This is a genomic window from Kitasatospora sp. UYEF31 (assembly GCF_057291755.1).
Window position 1 is genome coordinate 45,027 of record NZ_JBXAWK010000021.1, and the last position, 17,267, is coordinate 62,293.

Below are 17,267 nucleotides of genomic sequence, written 5' to 3' on the forward strand. Positions count from 1 at the left end.
CCCGTACCCGGGCCCGCGCCGCGGTGTCGGGCGTCGGACCGTGGCGGAGCGCTGTAACGCACGACCGCTCCGCGGCGGGGCCGGACACCAGCCCGGCACCGCTGGACGAAACGCAGCGCCACTGCGCTGTCCGAGGACCTTCGGCACGTCAGGCCGCAGGGGAACGGCCCACCACAGGGCGGGCAGGGAACGGGACGCCGCGACGGCGTTCCGGGTGACGGGAGGCGGACCGGTGCCGAGTCGGGGTTCGGATCGTCGGAAACTTGGCAGGGACGCCCCGTGGGGCCGCCCCGACACGGCTTTGCCACGGGCGATGCCAGGCCCGGGAGCCGCCGGCGCCGACCCGCCCGGGGCCAGGGACCCCCGCCCCGTGCAGGCCGCGGGCTGCGGTGAACTGACCCGGATGTGGCACGTGACGCTCACGGTCGCCGGCGCCCCCGAACCGCCCGCCGTCGTCCGCGACGCGCTGCGCAGACTCGCCGACGCGCACCCGTTCCTGATGTCCGGGCGCTACGCCGGGGACCACGTGGAGGTCCGCTACTGGGAGCAGGCCCGCGACCTGCAGGACGCGGCGGCGATGGCACTGCGGCTGTGGGGGGAGCACCGGCGCACCGCCGGGCTGCCGCCCTGGGAGATCGTCGGCCTTGAGGTCGTCGACCGGGCCACCCACCGGCAGCGGGCCAACGGGGAGGTCACACCGCCGAGTGTGATCGCACCGGGCCGGATTCAGCCCTTCTGAGCTGCCGAGGTCATGTACAAAAGCTCCCTCTGGAGATCGTTGAGGGCACTTTTGTCCAGGATCCACGCGGCGGAGGGCGGGAAAACCAGGTGCCCCGCGCGGCGGTGCCCCCATAGCGTGGCCGGACCATGCGCTCCTTCCCCGTGGCCGACCCCGGCGATCCCGACATCCGGTCCGCGACCCGCTACCTGCTGTGGCTGGCCGCGCGCAACCGCAACCCCGTCCTGCTCGGAATGCTCTGGGGCACCATCTGGATGGTGGCGCACTCACTGCTCCCGGCCGCCATCGGCCGGGCAGTGGACGCACTGGCGACGACCCGTAGTGAAAGCGCGCTGTTCGGCTGGTCCGCCGCACTCCTCGGCCTGGGTGTGACCGCCGCCGCCACCGGCATCCTGCGGCACCGCAACGCACTGTCGAACTACCTCGACGCCGCCTACCGCACCGTGCAGGTGGTGACCAGGCAGTCCTCCAGGCTCGGCGCCGCACTGGCCCGCAAGGTCTCCTCCGGCGAGATCGTCGGCGTCGGTACGTCCGACATCAGCGCGCTCGGCCAGGCATTGGACGTCACCGCGCGGGGCAGCGGGGCCGTCGTCACGGTCATGGTGATCGCCTTCATGCTCCTGGCCATGTCGGTGCCGCTCGGCCTCCTGGTGCTGATCGGCGTGCCGGTCCTCACCGGGCTCACTTCCCTGCTGCTGCGTCCGCTGCACAGGCGCCAGCAGGCGTACCGCGACCTCCAAGGCGGCCTGGCCGGCCGCGCCGTCGACATCGCGGCGGGCCTGCGGGTCCTGCGCGGCATCGGCGGCGAGCGGACGTTCGCCGACCGCTACCGGCACGAGTCGCAGCAACTACGGCAGGCCGGCGTACGCACCGTCAAGGTCGAATCGATGCTGGAGGCCGCACAGTTCCTGGTCCCCGGCGTGTTCGTGTCCGTCGGTGTCTGGCTCGCGGCGCGGTTCGCCGTACAGGGCGATGTGACGGTCGGTCAGATGGTCGCCTTCTACGGCTACGCGGCGATGCTGGAGTGGCCGCTCGGCACGCTGACCGAGGTCGCGGACAAGTTCGTCCGGGGCCACGTCGCAGCCGGGCGGGTCGTCCGGATCCTGCGCCTGGAGCCGGGCGTGGCCGAACCCGCCGAAGCCGTGGAGATCCCGGCCCGGGGCGCACTCGAAGACCGCGTCTCCGGACTGCTGGTCCGCCCCGGGGAACTCCTCTGTGTGGCCTGCCGCGAACCAGGGGACGGCCCCGCGCTCGCCGACCGCCTCGGGCGCTACACCGACGCGGACGTCACCTACGGCGGAGTCAGACTCGACCGGTTCGCCGTCGCCGACGTCCGGCGCGCGATCTTGGTCGCCCACCACGAGGCCGCACTCTTCGCCGGCACACTGGAGGACGAACTCGACCCGCACCGCACCGGCTCACTGACCAAGGCACTGCACACGGCATCCGCCGACGACATCGTCGACGCACTGCCCGACGGCCTGCGCACGCACGCCGCCGCGCGCGGCCGGGACTTCTCCGGCGGCCAGGTGCAGCGGCTCCGGCTGGTCCGGGCGCTGGTGGACGACCCCGAGGTGCTCGTCCTCATCGAACCCACCAGCGCGGTGGACGCACACACCGAAGCCCGCATCGCCCACCGCATCCGGGAGTTCCGCGAAGGCCGCACGACCGTGGTGGTCACCACCAGCCCGCTGCTCCTGGCCGCGGGCGACCGCGTGGTGTACGTCGAGGACGGTCTCGTCGCCGCCACCGGCACACACCGCTCCCTGCTCACCGACGAGCCGCGCTACGGCGCGCTGGTCACCCGTACAGCCGACGTTGACGTTGCCCCTGCGGCCCCCACCGGCCCCGACGCAGCCAGCCCGATCCCCGTCAGCCCGATCCCCGTCAGCCCGACCCCCGGCAGCCCGACCCCCGGCAGTGAGGAAAAGTGAGCACCCAGACACTGCTGCCGGTCGCCGACGGCAAGCAGGTCCGCGCCCAAGCGGTGCGGCTGCTCGCCCGGCGGCAGCGCGAACTGGCCGTCACCGTCGGACTCTACGGGCTCGCCGCAGTCGCCGGGCTCCTCGCCCCGCGCCTCCTCGGCTCCCTCGTGGAGGCGGTGCGCGACGGCACCTCCCTGGGGCACGTCAACATGCTCGCCCTCGGGATCTCCGGCGCGCTGCTCGCCCAAGTCCTGATCATCCGTCAAGCGGCTGTGGCCGCCGGGCGGTTGGGTGAGGGACTGCTCGCGGAGATCCGCGAGGAGTTCATCGAACGGGTCCTCGCACTGCCACTCTCCACGGTGGAAGCCGCAGGCAGCGGCGACCTGCTCACCCGCGCCTCACGCGACGTCGACGCCCTGGGCAAGGCCGCCCGCCGGGCCGTCCCCGCAATCCTCGTCGGCATCGTCACCGTCACCCTCACGCTCGGCGCGCTCGCGCTGCTCAACCCCGTCTTCCTGCTGGCCCCCCTGCTCGTGGTGCCGCTGATCGTCCTGCCCACCCGGTGGTACCTCAACCGCGCCCCGCAGGGCTACCTGCGGGAGAACGCCAGCTGGGCGCAGGTCACCGACTCACTCGCGGAAACCGTCGAAGGCGCCCGTACGGTCGAGGCGCTGCGCCTCGAATACGAAAGGGCGCGACGCGCGGACGAAGGCATCGCCGGATCGTACGCGGCCGAGCGCTACACCCTCTCGCTGCGCATGTGGTGGTTCCCCGCGCTCGACATGTCATTCGTCGCCCCGGTGGCCTTCTCGCTGGCGATCGGCGGCTGGGCTTATCTGCACGGCTGGGCGACCCTCGGTGAAGTCACCGCCGCGGCACTGTACTTGCAGATCATGATCACGCCGTTGGACGAGCTGCTCAACTGGCTGGACGAACTCCAGGTCGCCGGAGCCTCGCTGGCCCGGCTGATGGGCGTCGCCGAGGTGCCGGCCGACCGTACGCTGACCGGTGAAGTCCCGAAGAGTCAACTTCTGACGGTCCGTGATGTCCGGTACGAATACGTGCCCGGACGTGAGGTCCTGCACGGCGTCAACCTGACCGTACGGCCCGGCGAACGCCTAGCTGTCGTCGGTCCGTCGGGCGCCGGGAAGTCCACTCTGGGCCGACTGCTCGCCGGCATACACCCGCCCACATCGGGCACCGTCGCCGTCGGCGGCGTGCCGCTCGTGGACCTGTCGCTGGACGGACTGCGCGGCCAGGTCTGCCTGGTCACCCAGGAACACCACGTGTTCCGCGGCACCGTGCGGGAGAACCTGCGCCTCGCCGCGCCCGACGCGCCAGAAGACGTCGTACGGTCCGCTCTCGCGGCCGTCGACGCCCTCGGCTGGGTCCTTGGGCTGGCGGACGGGCTCGACACGGTCGTCGGCGACGACGGGGCGGCGGCGCTGACCGCACCGCAGGCCCAGCAACTGGCACTGGCGAGGCTGGTACTGGCGGACCCGCACACGCTCGTCCTGGACGAGGCGACGTCGCTGATCGACCCGCGAGCCGCCCGGCACCTGGAGCGGTCGCTCGCGGCCGTGCTTGAAGGCCGTACGGTCATCGCCATCGCGCACCGGCTGCACACGGCGCACGACGCCGACCGGGTGGCGGTGGTGGAGGACGGGCGGATCGCCGAACTGGGCAGCCATGACGAGCTGTTGGCGGCGGGCGGGTCTTACGCGGCGTTGTGGGAGTCCTGGAACCAGTAAGGGGAAGGCGGGGGCCGGCCGGGGAGGTCGAAGCGCGTCGACCATGCCCGGGGCAGGGAGTCACGATGTTCCGAGCATGACCGACGCGGGCGGGCGGGGCTCGATCCAGAAGTGGGCGAGCATGGCGGCGCAGGAACGGCAGGGAGGCTCGTACACCCCGCGTTCAGGATCATCGGCCCGTCCCGCGCGGGTCACGGTGACGGTGGCCGCGCCCGAAGCGAAGAACTCCCGGGCCCAGAAGTCGTCCATCCGGCGGTCGCCCCAGTGCTCCTGCATCGCCCGGAGACGGTCGGAGACGAGGACGGCTTCGACGCACCGGCCGATGTGCGGCGTCCGGCTGCTGGGCCACATGGAGTCGAAGAACTCCCTGAGTACGGGGTGGAGTTGCGGACCAAGCCCATGGTGGGGCCCTGGGCGGCGGTGCGTGCGGCCGGCGAACTCCAGGACACCCAGGGTCGGGGGGAGACCGACGGCGGAGCTCTCCGGGAGGGGATCTTCGATCGGGATTCCACGTACATCCCGGACGAGTTTGATCAGTGCCTCATCGATGGACGCGCCTTCGTAGAAGTAGCCCCCGATGGGGTGGAACAGGTAGACGGCCCCCGTGTCGGCCATGTTGAGCAGGCTCCACTGCGAGTCGTTTCGACTGCTGCCGCTGGTGCCCAGGGGCAGTGTCAATCCGCCCAGCCACTCCCTGAGCTCTTCGGCGCTGGGCGCGTTCACCCGGACGGGGCTGTCGCCGATGGAGAAGTGGCTCCCGGTGCGGGTGACACCTGAACCCCTTGGCTTCGCCTTGATCCCGCCGAACTCAGCGAGGGCGGCTTCGAGTCCGGGGAACACCTCGCCGGGCACGCCCCGCGCTGTGAGCTCCGCGTTCATCCGGCGGATCCAGTCGGTGTGCTGTGCGCTGACATCCCGCCCGGGGGACCATCCGGCGGCGCGCAGGGCGGCGTCGACGTCGGGTGGGAAGCGTTCCGGTACGGGTGGGGGAGCTGGAGGCTTCGGGGCCGGGTAGACCCGCTTGCGTGGCTTCACTGCGGCTCCAACGGGTGGTGGCTCCAACGGGTGGTGGCTCCCACGGGTGGTGGCTCCCACGGGTGGTGGCTCCCACGGTCAGGGCTGCGGTTTCGTCCTTGCCCGGGGGTGCTGTTGTCACCCCTGCCTGGGCGCGGTAGGGCAGGGCTTGCCGGGTTGATCAGAGCTGGCTCTGCCGGGCCAAGTCAGCGTAGTGGTCGCGCAGTTCGCGCTTGAGAATCTTGCCACTGGGGTTCTTCGGCAGCGCGTCGATGATCACCGCGTACTTCGGCGTCTTGAAGCCTGCGAGGCGCCTGCGGCAGTGCTCGATGATCTCCTCGGGGGACGCCTTCTCACCCGGCTTCAGGACCACCACGGCGGTCACCGCTTCGATCCAGTACTCATGGGTGATGCCGAACACCGCCGCCTCCGCCACTGCGGGATGCGTGTGGATCGCCTCCTCCACCTCCCGGCTGGCCACGTTCTCGCCACCGGTCTTCACCATGTCCTTCTTGCGGTCGACGATGCTCAGGTATCCCTCGTCGTCGAACACACCCAGGTCGCCGCTGTGGAACCAGCCGCCCCGGAAGGCCTCCGCCGTACGTTCCGGGTCGTTCCAGTAGCCGAACATCGTATGCGGCCCACGGTGCACGATCTCGCCCACCGTGCCGGGCGGCACGGGGCGGTCCTCCTCGTCCACCACCCGCGTCTCGACGTTCAGCCCGGGGCGGCCGGCCGAACCCGCCTTCCGCGCCTGGTCCTGCGGGCCGAGGATCGTCGCGACCGGTGACATCTCGGTCTGGCCGTAGAAGTTGTACAACGCGAGTTCCGGGAGCCGGCGGCGCAGTTCGGCGAGTACCTCCACCGGCATGGCCGCGGCCCCGTAGTAGCCCTTGCGGAGGCTGCTGAGGTCCCGGGTGTCGAAGTCGGGGTGCCGCAGCAGCGAAATCCACACAGTGGGCGGGCAGAAGAGCTTGCTGACCTGTTCGGCTTCGACAGTGGCCAGGACCGTCGCCGGATCAGGCGCGGACAGGATGACCGACGTCGCCCCGAGGTAGACGTCCGGCGTTAGGAAACAGTGCAGTTGTGCACAGTGGTACAGCGGCAGCGCATGGATCTCCACGTCATCGGCCGTCATGCCCCCGTCGATGATCGCGGTGGCGTACTGAGCGACCAGGTTCCGGTTGGTCAGCACCGCACCCTTGGGGCGGGATTCAGTGCCGGAGGTGTACATGATCTGCACCGGATCGTCGTCCAGGATGTCGACGTCGGGTGCGGTGGTGTCCTCGTAGGAGGTCAGGGCGGTGAAGGGCTCCCAGAGAGCGGTGGGGAGGGGACCGGGTGCAGGAACGGGGCCTGGCGAGGCTTCTGCGGAGTTCCCGGCTCCAGATGCGGAGGGCTCGGTTCCCCGCACGGGGCCGGCGTTTCCGGGCACGGGGCCGGCGTTTCCGGGCACGGAGCCCGCAGGTCCCGGCACGGAGCCGATGACCGTACGGACCTTCAACTCCGGGCCCACCTCCCCGAGCGCCTCGTCGGCGACCGTCAGCAGGTCCGCGCCGGCGATGATCCCGGCCGCGCCGCTGTGGTCCAGGACGTAGGCGACCTCCGGGCCGCTGAGCATGAAGTTGACCGGTACGGAGACCGCCCCGATCCGGGCGAGGGCGAAGAAGGCGACCGCGAAGCTGTGCGAATTCCGGGCGAGGAGGAGGATCCGGTCACCCTTGCCCACGCCCCGTGCGGTGAAGGCGTTGGCAGCACGGGTCACGGTCAGATCGAATTCGGCGTACGTCTGCCGCAGCCCGCCGTCGACGATCGCGGTCTTGGCCGGGAAGCGGGCGGCGGTACGGCCCAGCAGGTCGGAGACTGTGTGGCGGCGGGCGAGAACGGCAGGTGCGAGTGGCGCTGTCACGTGGGTGCTCCCGACGGTCGTGGATGAGCGGCCTGGGACGAGCGGTCCTGGCTGAAACGGTCGTGGACGGGTGGTCGACGGCGGGGCCCGGGGCGCGCGGCCCACACCGATGCGAAGTGGGCCGCATTCTGGCCCCGGGCGGCTGCGGGCGGAAGTGGCACGGGGCCGCGCACCACGTCGGCCCGCCCTGCCCCGTGTCTCAGCCCGTGGAATTTCACCGGGACCCGGTACGGGCCGCAACTAAGCTCAGGGCCATGAGCGAATCGTCAGCAGTCATCGAGTCCGCCCGCCGCGCCCGGGAAGCCGCCGCCCTGCTGGCCCCGCTGCCGCGCGGCGCCAAGGACACGGCGCTGCTGGCGATCGCCGACGCACTCGGTGCCCGCGCGGGCGAGATCATCGCCGCCAACGCGCTCGACGTGGACAAGGCCCGTGCGGCCGGCACCGCCGAGTCGGTGGTCGACCGCCTCACGCTCAACGCCGGGCGGATCGCCGCGATCGCGTCGGACGTACGGGACGTCGTCGGCCTGGCCGACCCCGTCGGGGAGGTCATCCGCGGCTACACGCTGCCCAACGGCCTCGAAGTCCGCCAGCTCCGGGTGCCCCTCGGCGTCATCGGGATCATCTACGAGGCCCGCCCCAACGTGACCGTCGACGCCGCCGCGCTGTGTCTGAAGTCCGGCAACGCGGTGCTCCTGCGCGGGTCCTCCTCGGCGTACAACTCGAACACCAAACTGGTCGAGGTGCTGAGTGGGGCGCTGCGCACCGCGGGGCTGCCCGAGGACGCGATCCAGCTCGTGCCCGGTGAGACCCGCGACTCGGTGAACGAACTGATGCGCGCCCGGGGCCTGGTCGACGTGATCATCCCGCGCGGCGGCGCGGGGCTCATCCGTACAGTCGTTGAAAACTCCACCGTGCCGGTGATCGAAACCGGCACCGGGAACTGCCATGTGTATGTGGACGAGGCCGCCGACCTCGACATGGCCGTGGACATCCTCGTGAATTCCAAGGCCCACCGGGTTTCGGTGTGCAACTCCGCCGAGACCCTCCTGGTGCACGCGGCCGTCGCGGACGCGTTCCTGCCGCGGGCGCTCGAAGCCCTCAAGGCCGCGGGGGTCACCGTGCACGGCGACGCCGCGGTGCAGAAGGTCAGTGCCGACGTCGTGCCCGCGGACGAGGAGGACTGGGAGACCGAGTACCTCTCGTACGACATCGCCGCAGCCGTCGTCCCTTCCCTGGACGCCGCCGTGCGGCACATCCGGAAGTACTCCACGGGGCACACCGAGGCCATCGTCACCGGCTCACAGCGCGCTGCGCGCCAGTTCACCTCGCTGGTCGACGCTGCCGCGGTGATGGTCAACGCGTCCACCCGCTTCACCGACGGCGCCCAGTTCGGTTTCGGCGCGGAGATCGGGATCTCCACCCAGAAGCTGCACGCCCGGGGCCCCATGGGGCTGCCGGAACTGACCAGCACCAAGTACGTGGTGACGGGCGAAGGTCACATCCGGGCCTGAGCGCTTGATCGTGTGGATCCCCGGCCGCGTCGGCCGCGTCGGCCGCCCTGCCCCGTGCAGTCGGTCGGGTGATGTGTGCGGCATGCGGCATGCCGGGGAGCGGCTCCGGCCGCCCTCCCGGGGCCGGAAGTTTTGCTCCCGTGCAGCCCGGTCGGGTTGATTCACTATGCCGTGGGGGTCTCGCGGTAATAGTGTGCTGGTGTGCCCGATCCGGTAGGGCCCGAGTTCCCCGAGGGCTCAGATTTCGACCGCTTCACGGAGGAAGAACTCTCCTCTGTGGTGTTCGACGACGACTTCATCGCTGCCGCGCGCTACTGCGAACCTTCGGCGGGCGAACGACATCTGACGGCTGCCGCGGACCGGTCGGGCGTTTCCACCGACCCTGTGGTCGAGAAGGACGGCACCCCCGAGCCGGACAGCGTCGTCGAGCCGCCGGACCGGGCGTCCACGGACAGGAAACCGCCGGACAGGAAACCGCCGGACAGGAAACCGCCGGACAGGAAACCGCCGGACAGGAAACCGCCGGACAGGAAACCGCCGGACAGGACGCCCACAGCCCTGGGCCCCATCGGCCATCCGTACCTTGAGGACCCCTGGCGCGTCGGGCTGCCGCCCGGCTGGGAACCCTCCACCTCCCCCGGGCATGTGACGCCCGGTCAGGGCTGGTTCTTCGGCTTCCAGGGGGGTGAGCCCTGGGCGGGGTCCCGTCGTCGCTGGCACCGCCCGGTGGCGTGGCTCCTGGCCCTCCTGATGGCTCTCGGCGTCGTCGGCGTGGCCGTCCTGGCGGTCTACCGGGGTTCGTCCCACGGAGACCCGCCCAGCCCCGGCCCGCAGTCGTCGGTCAGCGGTGTCCCGTCGGCGCCCGCCGCCGCGACAGGGGCCACCGGAACGGCCGGGGCCGTGGCTCCGGCCGCGGACGGACATCCGGTCACGATCGGATAGCCCGCAGTCGTCCCCGTATCTGATCGATCTTCAGTTCGATAAGCATTCGCGCGTGTCGAGCAGTGATAACGGCGCGGGGACCACCGACCCGCTGGATTCCACGTCGGGCCGTACGTCAGCGGAGTCGGGCCGTACGTCAGCGGAGTCGGGCCGTACGTCAGCGGAGTCGGGCCGTACGTCAGCGGAGTCGGGCCGTACGTCAGCAGACCGGAGCGCCCCGGACGACCCTTGCGCAGGCCCCACCCGGGAGCGCCCGTTCGACGGTTCGCCCGCTGTCGGCTACGCCGACAACGCCTCCGGGTTCGTGCTGCCCGGGGCCAAGGAAATCCCCGGCTACACCGCTGCGGACGTGCAGCGCGCGCTGGAGACGACCCGGGACCTGATGATCGCGGGCCGCCTCGATCCGGCCACGCTGCGCGGCGGGGAACCGGCCAGGTATCTGGACCTGCTCGACTCGGGCGACGACACCCCGGATGCACTGCGCACCGCGCTCAAGACCCCCACCCGGGAGCACGATCCGGCCTCCTGGGTAAACCGCTTCGATCCGCGCGAGGCAGTGCTGGTCGGCCCGGTGGTCAAAGTCAACGGAGTCATGACCTACGCACCGGACGGCGGCGGCGCGTCCGGTGCCCCGATCGACCCCTACAACCGGGACAGGCCGGTGGACACCCTGGGCGAATGCGGACGGATCAGCCGAGTCTGACCTACCGTCAAGATCCGTCGGTACGGGGCTGGCCGGCATATCCGGATGGACGTCCCACGACCTACGATGGAACACATGACCGGGCGGGATGGGCCCCCCGAAGGGTTTCGTGGGGGCGGGCCCGACGGCGAGGACGAATACCGGGCCGTCGTGTTCGATGAATCGTTCGTCCAGGCCGCCGAGCTGCATGAGCCGACGGCTCAGGAGCGGCTGCGCACCGGCAGGGGCCCGCGGCGACTGCGCCGGGTCCTCGGCCTGCCCGCGCACAGCTTCCGGCTGCTCGCGTTCAGCCTGCTGGTCGTCGTCGCGATGTCCAGCGCGCTGTACCTCGGTGCCCGCTCCGCGCCGCCCCCGCAGGTGCGGTACGCCGACAGCCCCGTGCTGCTCGAACAGGTCTCCCTCCAGGCAGCCGGTCCCGACGTCGTGCCGGCGGGGGCCGCCGACGCGTTCGCCGGGACGCCCGTCGCGGCCTGGGCCGACGGTGCGGCCGGCCTGGCCTACCCGGACAGCCTGGGGACCGCCCGGTTCTCCGCCGCGCAGGTCGGTGAGGCGCTCTACCTGGCACGTGAGTTCGTCACCGAGACGCAGCTCGACCCCGATGTGCTGGCCGGTGCCCGGCCCTGGAACGCGGCCGGACTCCTGGGACCGGTCCAGCACGTCCAGTTGCTCGCGGCCCTCGACCGGCCCCGGGGCGACGGGACGTACGACGCCACCGGGTTCACCGCCCGCTTCGACCCGCAACAGATCAAGATCGCCGACCCCCGGGTCAAAGTCTCCGGGCGGATGACCGTCGCCGAACCGTACGACGGTCAACTGGTGGTGACCGTGGACGCGGCGTTCGTGTACGCGCTCCAGGACCGGGGCGGCGGCGACCGGGTGCGGTTCACCGTGCACCGGCTGTGGGAGTTCCAGAACGACCACACCACCTTGCGCGCGGGGCACCTGCGACTGAGCAGGGTGCGGACCGCCGCCGGGCCCCAGTCGTGCGGAGCCGACAGCGCGGGCTGGTTCCGCCCGATCCTCGTCCGGGTCGCAGGCCCCGTGCCGACCGTCCCCGGCATCGACCCGCACCGCACGGGGCAGACACCGGGGACGTCGTGCGGGGACTACGTGACCGGTTGACCCCGGTGGTCGGTCCTGTCGGCTCCGGCCGGCCGGGCACTGCTGCCGGAGTTCACACCGAAGGATCGTCGTACGGGCTTTCATCCGGTTTGGTGTCGTTGCCCGCCTTGCTCTCCTTCGCGCCGGACGGCTGCTTGGGGACGAACCGGTCCCGCAGTTTGCCCCCCATGTCAGCCGCACCGCCGGCCACATCGCGCAGCAGACCGAACAACGGGTCTGCGGTGTTCCGGGCCGAGTCGCGGTACGCGGACGCCGAGGCCTTCGCCTCCGAGCGGACGGACGCGCGCGGATCGTCCTCCCGGCGCGGGTAGTCGCCGTCGAGGATCCGCCGGTAGTCCGGCGAGTCGGCCCACTTCTTCAACTCGGCCACCCGGACGACCGGGAACGGGTGCGAACTCTGCAACAGGCTCATCAGCTTGAGCACGCTGTCGCGCAGGTCGCCGGCTCCTTCGTACTCCTGCGCCTGCTCCAGGAACGCGTCCACGCTCATCTCGTGCAGCCGGGACCCGCCTGCGATCTTCATGAGGGCGCGCATGGACACGTCCGGGTCCTGCCCGACAAGCAGCCCCGCGCGGTCGCAGGACAGCTCCGACTTGCGGAACCACTCCTGCAGCGCGGCCACGATCGCGTTGACCCCCAGGGCGCCCAGCGGGATGCCCGAGACAGTCGTCGCCAACCCGGTGAGGATCAGCAGCATGGTGCGGTAGACGGCGTGCCCCGACAGGATGTGCCCCGTCTCGTGCCCCACGACCGTACGCATCTCATCTTCGTCGAGCAGCTCGACCAGACCCGACGTGACGACGATGAAGGGTCTGTCCATCCCCACCGCCATCGCGTTCGGCTGCGGATCGAGCGTCACGAACAGCTCGGGGACCTGCGGGAGATCGAGGATGTACGCGGCGTCGCGGGCGGCCCCGTGCAGCGGCCGGAACTGGGTGTCGCCGGTGCGGACCGCCCCGGCCAGGAACGACAGCCGGATCGCCCGCTCCGACAACATCCCCGACAACTGACGGAGGACCGTGTCGAAACCGGCCAGCCGGCGCATCGCCACCAGGGCGGAACGATCGGTCGGATGTTCGTACGCCCGGGACGAGATCCCGGCGAACCGGACGCGCTCCTGGGACGGCTTACCGATGTCGGTCATGTGTTCCCCCTCAGCCGTGGGCACTTCCCGCCAGCGTAGACACGATCGGGTGCTGCCGAAGGAGGCACAACCCTCCCTGCGGGGCCACCTGGACGCGCGTGGCCCGGGGAGGTCCCCGTACGATGACCTTCGCAGCTGTCCGCCGGTCGCCGGACCGGCTCCCGACTCTCCCAAGGGTTCACATCACGATGAGCGAGAACGCCATGAACGCCCTCACCACTCTCGCGAACGAAGGCGGCAAGCACGAGGGCCTCAACCCCCTCGCAGCCGGACTTGGCGCGTTCATCACCCTGTGCCTGCTGCTCTTCATCGTCACGCGTTTCAACCGCGACTGACACCCGCTCCAGCACACCACGTTCATACGTTCGGGCCCCGGATCCAGCGCGGATCCGGGGCTCGTCGTGTCAGTGCCCACGGCGACCGCTACATTCATCGCCCATGGAACCGCAGTCTCCGCAGTCCCCGCGCAAGCGCCGCGTCGGCATCATGGGTGGCACGTTCGACCCCATCCACCACGGCCACCTGGTGGCCGCCAGTGAGGTCGCCGGACTGTTCGAGCTGGACGAGGTCGTGTTCGTCCCCACCGGCAAGCCCTGGCAGAAGACCGGCCAGGTCGTCTCACCCGCCGAGGACCGCTATCTGATGACGGTCATCGCGACCGCCTCCAACCCGGCCTTCAGCGTCAGCCGCGTCGACATCGACCGCCCCGGCCAGACGTACACCGTCGACACCCTGCGCGACCTGCACGAGGCCAACGGTGAAGCCAGTGACTACTTCTTCATCACCGGCGCCGACGCACTCGCGCAAATCTTCTCCTGGCGCAATGCCGAAGAGATGTTCAAACTCGCGCATTTCATCGGAGTGACCCGCCCGGGGCACACTTTGACCGACCCGGGTTTCCCGGAGGGTGGCGTGAGCCTGGTCGAGGTGCCGGCGCTGGCCATCTCCTCCACGGGCATCCGCGAGCGCGCGGCCCGGGGTGAACCCGTCTGGTACCTGGTACCGGACGGCATCGTGCAGTACATCAGCAAGCGGGGGCTGTACCGGGGAGGGTCGTGACCGGCAACGACCGGCGGGACGGATGGCCTGACGGCCGTCCGCAGTACCAGGGCGAGCAGCAGTACGAGCAGCAGTACGACGAGTACGGGCAGCCACTGCCTCTGCCGCCGACCCCACAGGGTGGGCCGCAGGGCGGCCAGCAGGCGTACGACGGGCAACCGTTCGGGCAGCAGCAGCCGGAACCGCAGTACGCCGACCCCGGGCAGTACGGGGCCGCGTACGACACGGCTCCCTACGACGGCGGGCAGTACGACGGCGGGCAGTACGACGGCGGGCAGTACGACGGCGGGCAGTACGACGGTGGGCAGTACGACGGTGGGCAGCAGTCCGGCACGGGGCAGCAGCCCGGCACGGGGCAGCAGACCGGGTACGACTCCGGTTCGTACGGCACTGGTTCTTACGGCACTGGTTCTTACGGCACTGGTTCGTACGACTCCGGTTCGTATGACAGCGGGCCCTCCGGCGGCACTGGAGGCCACGGCTCCGGGCAGTACCCGCAGCCCGGCTACGACACGTCCTCTGACACGTCCTACGACGGCTCCTCTGACACGTCCTACGACGGCTCCTCCGACAGGTCCTACGGCAACAGTGACGGCAACGGCTACGGCGGCCCCGGGCCGTACGGCACGGAGCCGCAGCAGGGATACGACAGCGGCCCCGGGCCGCAGAGCACGGGGCCGCTGACCGGGAGCGGGACCGCCGCAGGCCTCGGTGGCACCGCCTCTGTCCGCATCCCCACACCTGCCGCCGCCGGTCGGCCCACCCGCCCCGGGCACCCGGCCGACTCCGGGCACGGGGCCGTCCGGCAGGGGGTTTCCCAGCCTCCCAGCGAGCGGGTCCGAACCGTGCAGGACTCCCGTACGGCCGCTGCGCCCGTCCCGGGCAGAACTCCCGGAACAGGCTCGTACGACGAGACCGAATTCGACTTCGTCGACGACGAAGCGGAGCAGTCCGAAGACGTCATCGACTGGTTGAAGTTCGCCGAGACCCGGAGCGAGCGCCGCGACGAACGCCGCCGGTCGCTGCGCAACCGCTTCGTCGCACTGGGCGCCGCGGCCGCGTTGGTACTCGTCGGCGTCGGCGGATACGTCGCCTGGGGCACCTTCGGGCCCGGCGGCGGCGAGAAGAAGACCACTGCCGCCGGCGGCGACGGGCACTCGGCCGTACTGGTGCAGTTGCGGGGCAGCGACGGCAAGGCGTCAGCCTCCGCAGTGCTCGTCAACGACCCGGCCAAGGTCGGGGCGCTGGTCTCGGTGCCTTCCACCGCCGTCGTGGACGCCCCCGGCGGCGGCCCGCAGCCCTTCGGTGACGTTCTGGGCAATGCGGGCGCCGGAGCTTCCAGGGACGCCCTGGCGAGCCTCCTGGGCATCCGCATCGACGGTTCGTGGACGCTCAACGAGCCGGTGCTGCAGGGCCTGGTGGAACTGGCCGGCGGGATCGACCTTGACGCGGACACCGCGGTCAAGAGCAAGGACGGCAAGGTGAACGTGGCTGCCGGGCCCTCCCGGGTCAACGGTGCGGCAGCCCGTGCGTACGCGGTGTACCGGGTCCCGGGCGAGCCCGCGGCCAAGGGCGCCGAACGCTTCGGCCGGGTGCTGCAGGCGGTGCTCAAGTCCGCGCCCAAGGACGCGCTGGGCGTCGGGGCGCTGTTGCAGGCCCTGGCGAACGTCCCCGACCCTTCCCTGCCGGACGCAAAGCTGGCCGAACTGCTGGCCTCGCTGGGCAACTCGGTGAAGGCGGGCAAAGTCCAGGCCGCGGGACTGCCGGTGCAGCCGAACGGGTTCCTGGACTTCGCCGGTGCGACACAGGTGGTCCGGGGCACTCTCGGCAGCACACTGCGCGAAATCAAGGCCGGCGGAACGGCCAGGATCCTGATCGAGGAGGCCTCGGGCAACGCCACGGCGCAGGAGAGCGCCCGGATCAAGATGCTCAACGGCGGCTACGCGTACATCCCGGGCGGTGCCACGGGTAAGCCGCGCAGCCCCGCCTCGACGGTGTTCTACACCGACGAGGTGTGGAAGGACGGGGCGGCACAGGTGGCCAAGGCCCTGGGACTGCCGGACGGCGCGGTGCGCAAGCTCGAAGGGCAGTCGCTGGCCGACATCGTGGTGACGCTGGGGACTGACTACAAGCCGTAGGGCGTCTCCCGTATGGCCGGGTCCTGATCTGCGGGGCCCGGCCGCGGGGCCGCCCCGTGCCGCTGCGCACGGGGCGTGTGACGTCGTACGGAGGGCTCCTGGTCGGCTGGAGTGACGCGGGTTTCCGGCCGGGGGTCCGGGGGGCGTGCCCCGGGGGGATACAGCGGGCGGCGAGCATCGGCCAGGGTGTGAGAACCTGGAAGGCGTCCTATAAGTCGTGAGAAAGCGTTCGTGTGACTGCCACCCCCCGTGCCATTGAGCTTGCCACTGCTGCCGCAGAGGCCGCCGCCGACAAGCTCGCACACGACATCGTCGCGTTCGACGTCAGCCTTGTCGTCGGCATCACCGACGTCTACCTGTTGGCCTCCGCGCCCAACGACCGCCAGGTCAAGTCCATCATGGACGGCATCGAGGAGCGCCTGCGCGAGCTCGACGCCAAGCCGGTGCGCCGCGAGGGCGACCGTGAGGCACGCTGGATCCTCCTCGACTACATCGACATCGTGGTCCACGTGCAGCACGACGAGGAGCGCGCCTACTACACGCTTGAGAAGCTGTGGAAGGACTGCCCCGAGATCCCGCTGCCGACGATCGTGAACGCGCGTCCGGCCACCGCCGGAGACGAGAGCTGAGCCCGCAGGGCCGCCGTGTCCTGCTGTGGCGGCACGGCCAGACCGCGTGGAACGTCGAGAACCGCTTCCAGGGGCAGACCGACATCGCGCTGACGGACACCGGCATCGGGCAGGCGAGGCGGGCCGCCCGGCTCCTCGCGGCGCTCAAGCCCGACGCGGTCATCGCGTCGGACCTGCAGCGCGCCATGGACACCGCCGGTGAACTGGCCAAACTCACCGGTCTCGAAGTCGTCGCCGACGCGGGGCTGCGGGAGACCCACGGCGGCAACTGGCAGGGGCTGACCAACCTCGAGATCCGTGAGCGGTTCCCCGCGCAGTACACGGCGTGGAAGTGCGGCGAGCCCGTGCGCCGCGGTGACGGCGAACTGGAGTCCGAGGTCGCCGACCGCGTCGTCCCGGCCGTCGAGCGCGCCGTCCAGGCTCTGCCTGCGAACGGAACGCTCGTCGTCGTCTCGCACGGCGGCGCGATCCGCTGCGGCATCGGCCGCATGATCGGGCTCGAGCAGCCGGTGTGGGGTGCGCTGGGCGCGCTGTCGAACTGCTGCTGGTCGGTCCTGGGCCCGAGCGCCCGCGGCTGGCGGCTGCTTGAGCACAACGCGGGCACGTTGCCGGAGCCGGTCATCGGCGACGACGACTGAAGTCCCGTTCTTCGTACGGTCTCCGCACAGTTTTGGTGCTGTC

The 17,267-nt window shown here is 71.0% G+C and carries 15 protein-coding genes; 12 read left to right on the plus strand and 3 right to left on the minus strand.

Annotation, left to right across the window (positions count from 1 at the left end):
* Nucleotides 1-313 precede the first annotated feature (313 nt).
* The 3 genes from AC0Z36_RS13185 to AC0Z36_RS13195 all read left to right on the plus strand — a co-directional run bounded on the left by AC0Z36_RS13185 (nt 314) and on the right by AC0Z36_RS13195 (nt 4,415).
* Entirely contained in the window at nt 314-739 is a 426-nt protein-coding gene (locus AC0Z36_RS13185) for a hypothetical protein (RefSeq protein WP_485463008.1), read from the plus strand.
* Nucleotides 740-867: 128 nt separating this feature from the next.
* On the plus strand, nt 868-2,673 hold the full coding sequence (locus tag AC0Z36_RS13190; protein WP_485463009.1) for an ABC transporter ATP-binding protein: 1,806 nt from the start codon (nt 868-870) through the stop codon (nt 2,671-2,673).
* On the plus strand, nt 2,670-4,415 hold the full coding sequence (locus AC0Z36_RS13195) for an ABC transporter ATP-binding protein (RefSeq protein ID WP_485463010.1): 1,746 nt from the start codon (nt 2,670-2,672) through the stop codon (nt 4,413-4,415). Before AC0Z36_RS13190 ends, AC0Z36_RS13195 begins: the two co-directional genes overlap by 4 nt.
* A 60-nt stretch (nt 4,416-4,475) precedes the next feature.
* Here the strand turns inward: AC0Z36_RS13195 and AC0Z36_RS13200 are convergent, their stop codons facing one another.
* Nucleotides 4,476-5,450: an SUKH-3 domain-containing protein gene (locus AC0Z36_RS13200; RefSeq protein ID WP_485463011.1), complete on the minus strand. Its 975-nt coding sequence runs from the start codon at nt 5,448-5,450 to the stop codon at nt 4,476-4,478.
* Nucleotides 5,451-5,610: 160 nt separating this feature from the next.
* On the minus strand, nt 5,611-7,338 hold the full coding sequence (locus AC0Z36_RS13205; RefSeq protein WP_485463012.1) for an acyl-CoA synthetase: 1,728 nt from the start codon (nt 7,336-7,338) through the stop codon (nt 5,611-5,613).
* A 254-nt stretch (nt 7,339-7,592) separates the two neighbouring features.
* Between AC0Z36_RS13205 and AC0Z36_RS13210 the strand changes: the two genes are divergently transcribed.
* The 4 genes from AC0Z36_RS13210 (at nt 7,593) to AC0Z36_RS13225 (ending at nt 11,616) form a co-directional block, all read left to right on the plus strand.
* Nucleotides 7,593-8,849 carry a glutamate-5-semialdehyde dehydrogenase gene (locus tag AC0Z36_RS13210; protein ID WP_485463013.1) on the plus strand — a complete coding sequence of 419 codons (1,257 nt, stop codon included), beginning with the start codon at nt 7,593-7,595 and terminating at the stop codon, nt 8,847-8,849.
* 201 nt (nt 8,850-9,050) lie between these two features.
* Nucleotides 9,051-9,791: an SCO2584 family spore wall biosynthesis protein gene (locus tag AC0Z36_RS13215; protein WP_485463014.1), complete on the plus strand. Its 741-nt coding sequence runs from the start codon at nt 9,051-9,053 to the stop codon at nt 9,789-9,791.
* A gap of 52 nt (nt 9,792-9,843) precedes the next feature.
* Complete coding sequence (locus tag AC0Z36_RS13220) at nt 9,844-10,494, plus strand: hypothetical protein (RefSeq protein WP_485463015.1); 651 nt, start codon at nt 9,844-9,846, stop codon at nt 10,492-10,494.
* 75 nt (nt 10,495-10,569) lie between these two features.
* Nucleotides 10,570-11,616, plus strand: coding sequence for an SCO2583 family membrane protein (locus tag AC0Z36_RS13225; protein WP_485463016.1), 1,047 nt, complete (start codon nt 10,570-10,572; stop codon nt 11,614-11,616).
* 52 nt (nt 11,617-11,668) lie between these two features.
* Here the strand turns inward: AC0Z36_RS13225 and AC0Z36_RS13230 are convergent, their stop codons facing one another.
* Nucleotides 11,669-12,760 carry a M48 family metallopeptidase gene (locus AC0Z36_RS13230; RefSeq protein ID WP_485463017.1) on the minus strand — a complete coding sequence of 364 codons (1,092 nt, stop codon included), beginning with the start codon at nt 12,758-12,760 and terminating at the stop codon, nt 11,669-11,671.
* 188 nt (nt 12,761-12,948) lie between these two features.
* Here AC0Z36_RS13230 and AC0Z36_RS13235 point away from each other — a divergent pair, with 188 nt between their 5' ends.
* From AC0Z36_RS13235 to AC0Z36_RS13255, 5 genes are all read left to right on the plus strand, one after another.
* Complete coding sequence (locus AC0Z36_RS13235) at nt 12,949-13,095, plus strand: hypothetical protein (protein ID WP_485463018.1); 147 nt, start codon at nt 12,949-12,951, stop codon at nt 13,093-13,095.
* A 103-nt stretch (nt 13,096-13,198) separates the two neighbouring features.
* Complete coding sequence (gene nadD / locus AC0Z36_RS13240) at nt 13,199-13,819, plus strand: nicotinate-nucleotide adenylyltransferase (protein ID WP_485463019.1); 621 nt, start codon at nt 13,199-13,201, stop codon at nt 13,817-13,819.
* Nucleotides 13,816-15,957, plus strand: a complete 2,142-nt coding sequence (locus tag AC0Z36_RS13245) for an LCP family protein (protein ID WP_485463020.1) — start codon at nt 13,816-13,818, stop codon at nt 15,955-15,957. The genes nadD and AC0Z36_RS13245 overlap by 4 nt, the downstream gene beginning before the upstream one ends.
* 233 nt (nt 15,958-16,190) lie before the next feature.
* Nucleotides 16,191-16,586 (plus strand): ribosome silencing factor, encoded by a 396-nt coding sequence (gene rsfS, locus AC0Z36_RS13250; protein WP_485463021.1) that lies wholly within the window; start codon nt 16,191-16,193, stop codon nt 16,584-16,586.
* Nucleotides 16,583-17,224 (plus strand): histidine phosphatase family protein, encoded by a 642-nt coding sequence (locus AC0Z36_RS13255; protein WP_485463053.1) that lies wholly within the window; start codon nt 16,583-16,585, stop codon nt 17,222-17,224. The genes rsfS and AC0Z36_RS13255 overlap by 4 nt, the downstream gene beginning before the upstream one ends.
* Nucleotides 17,225-17,267: the final 43 nt, after the last annotated feature.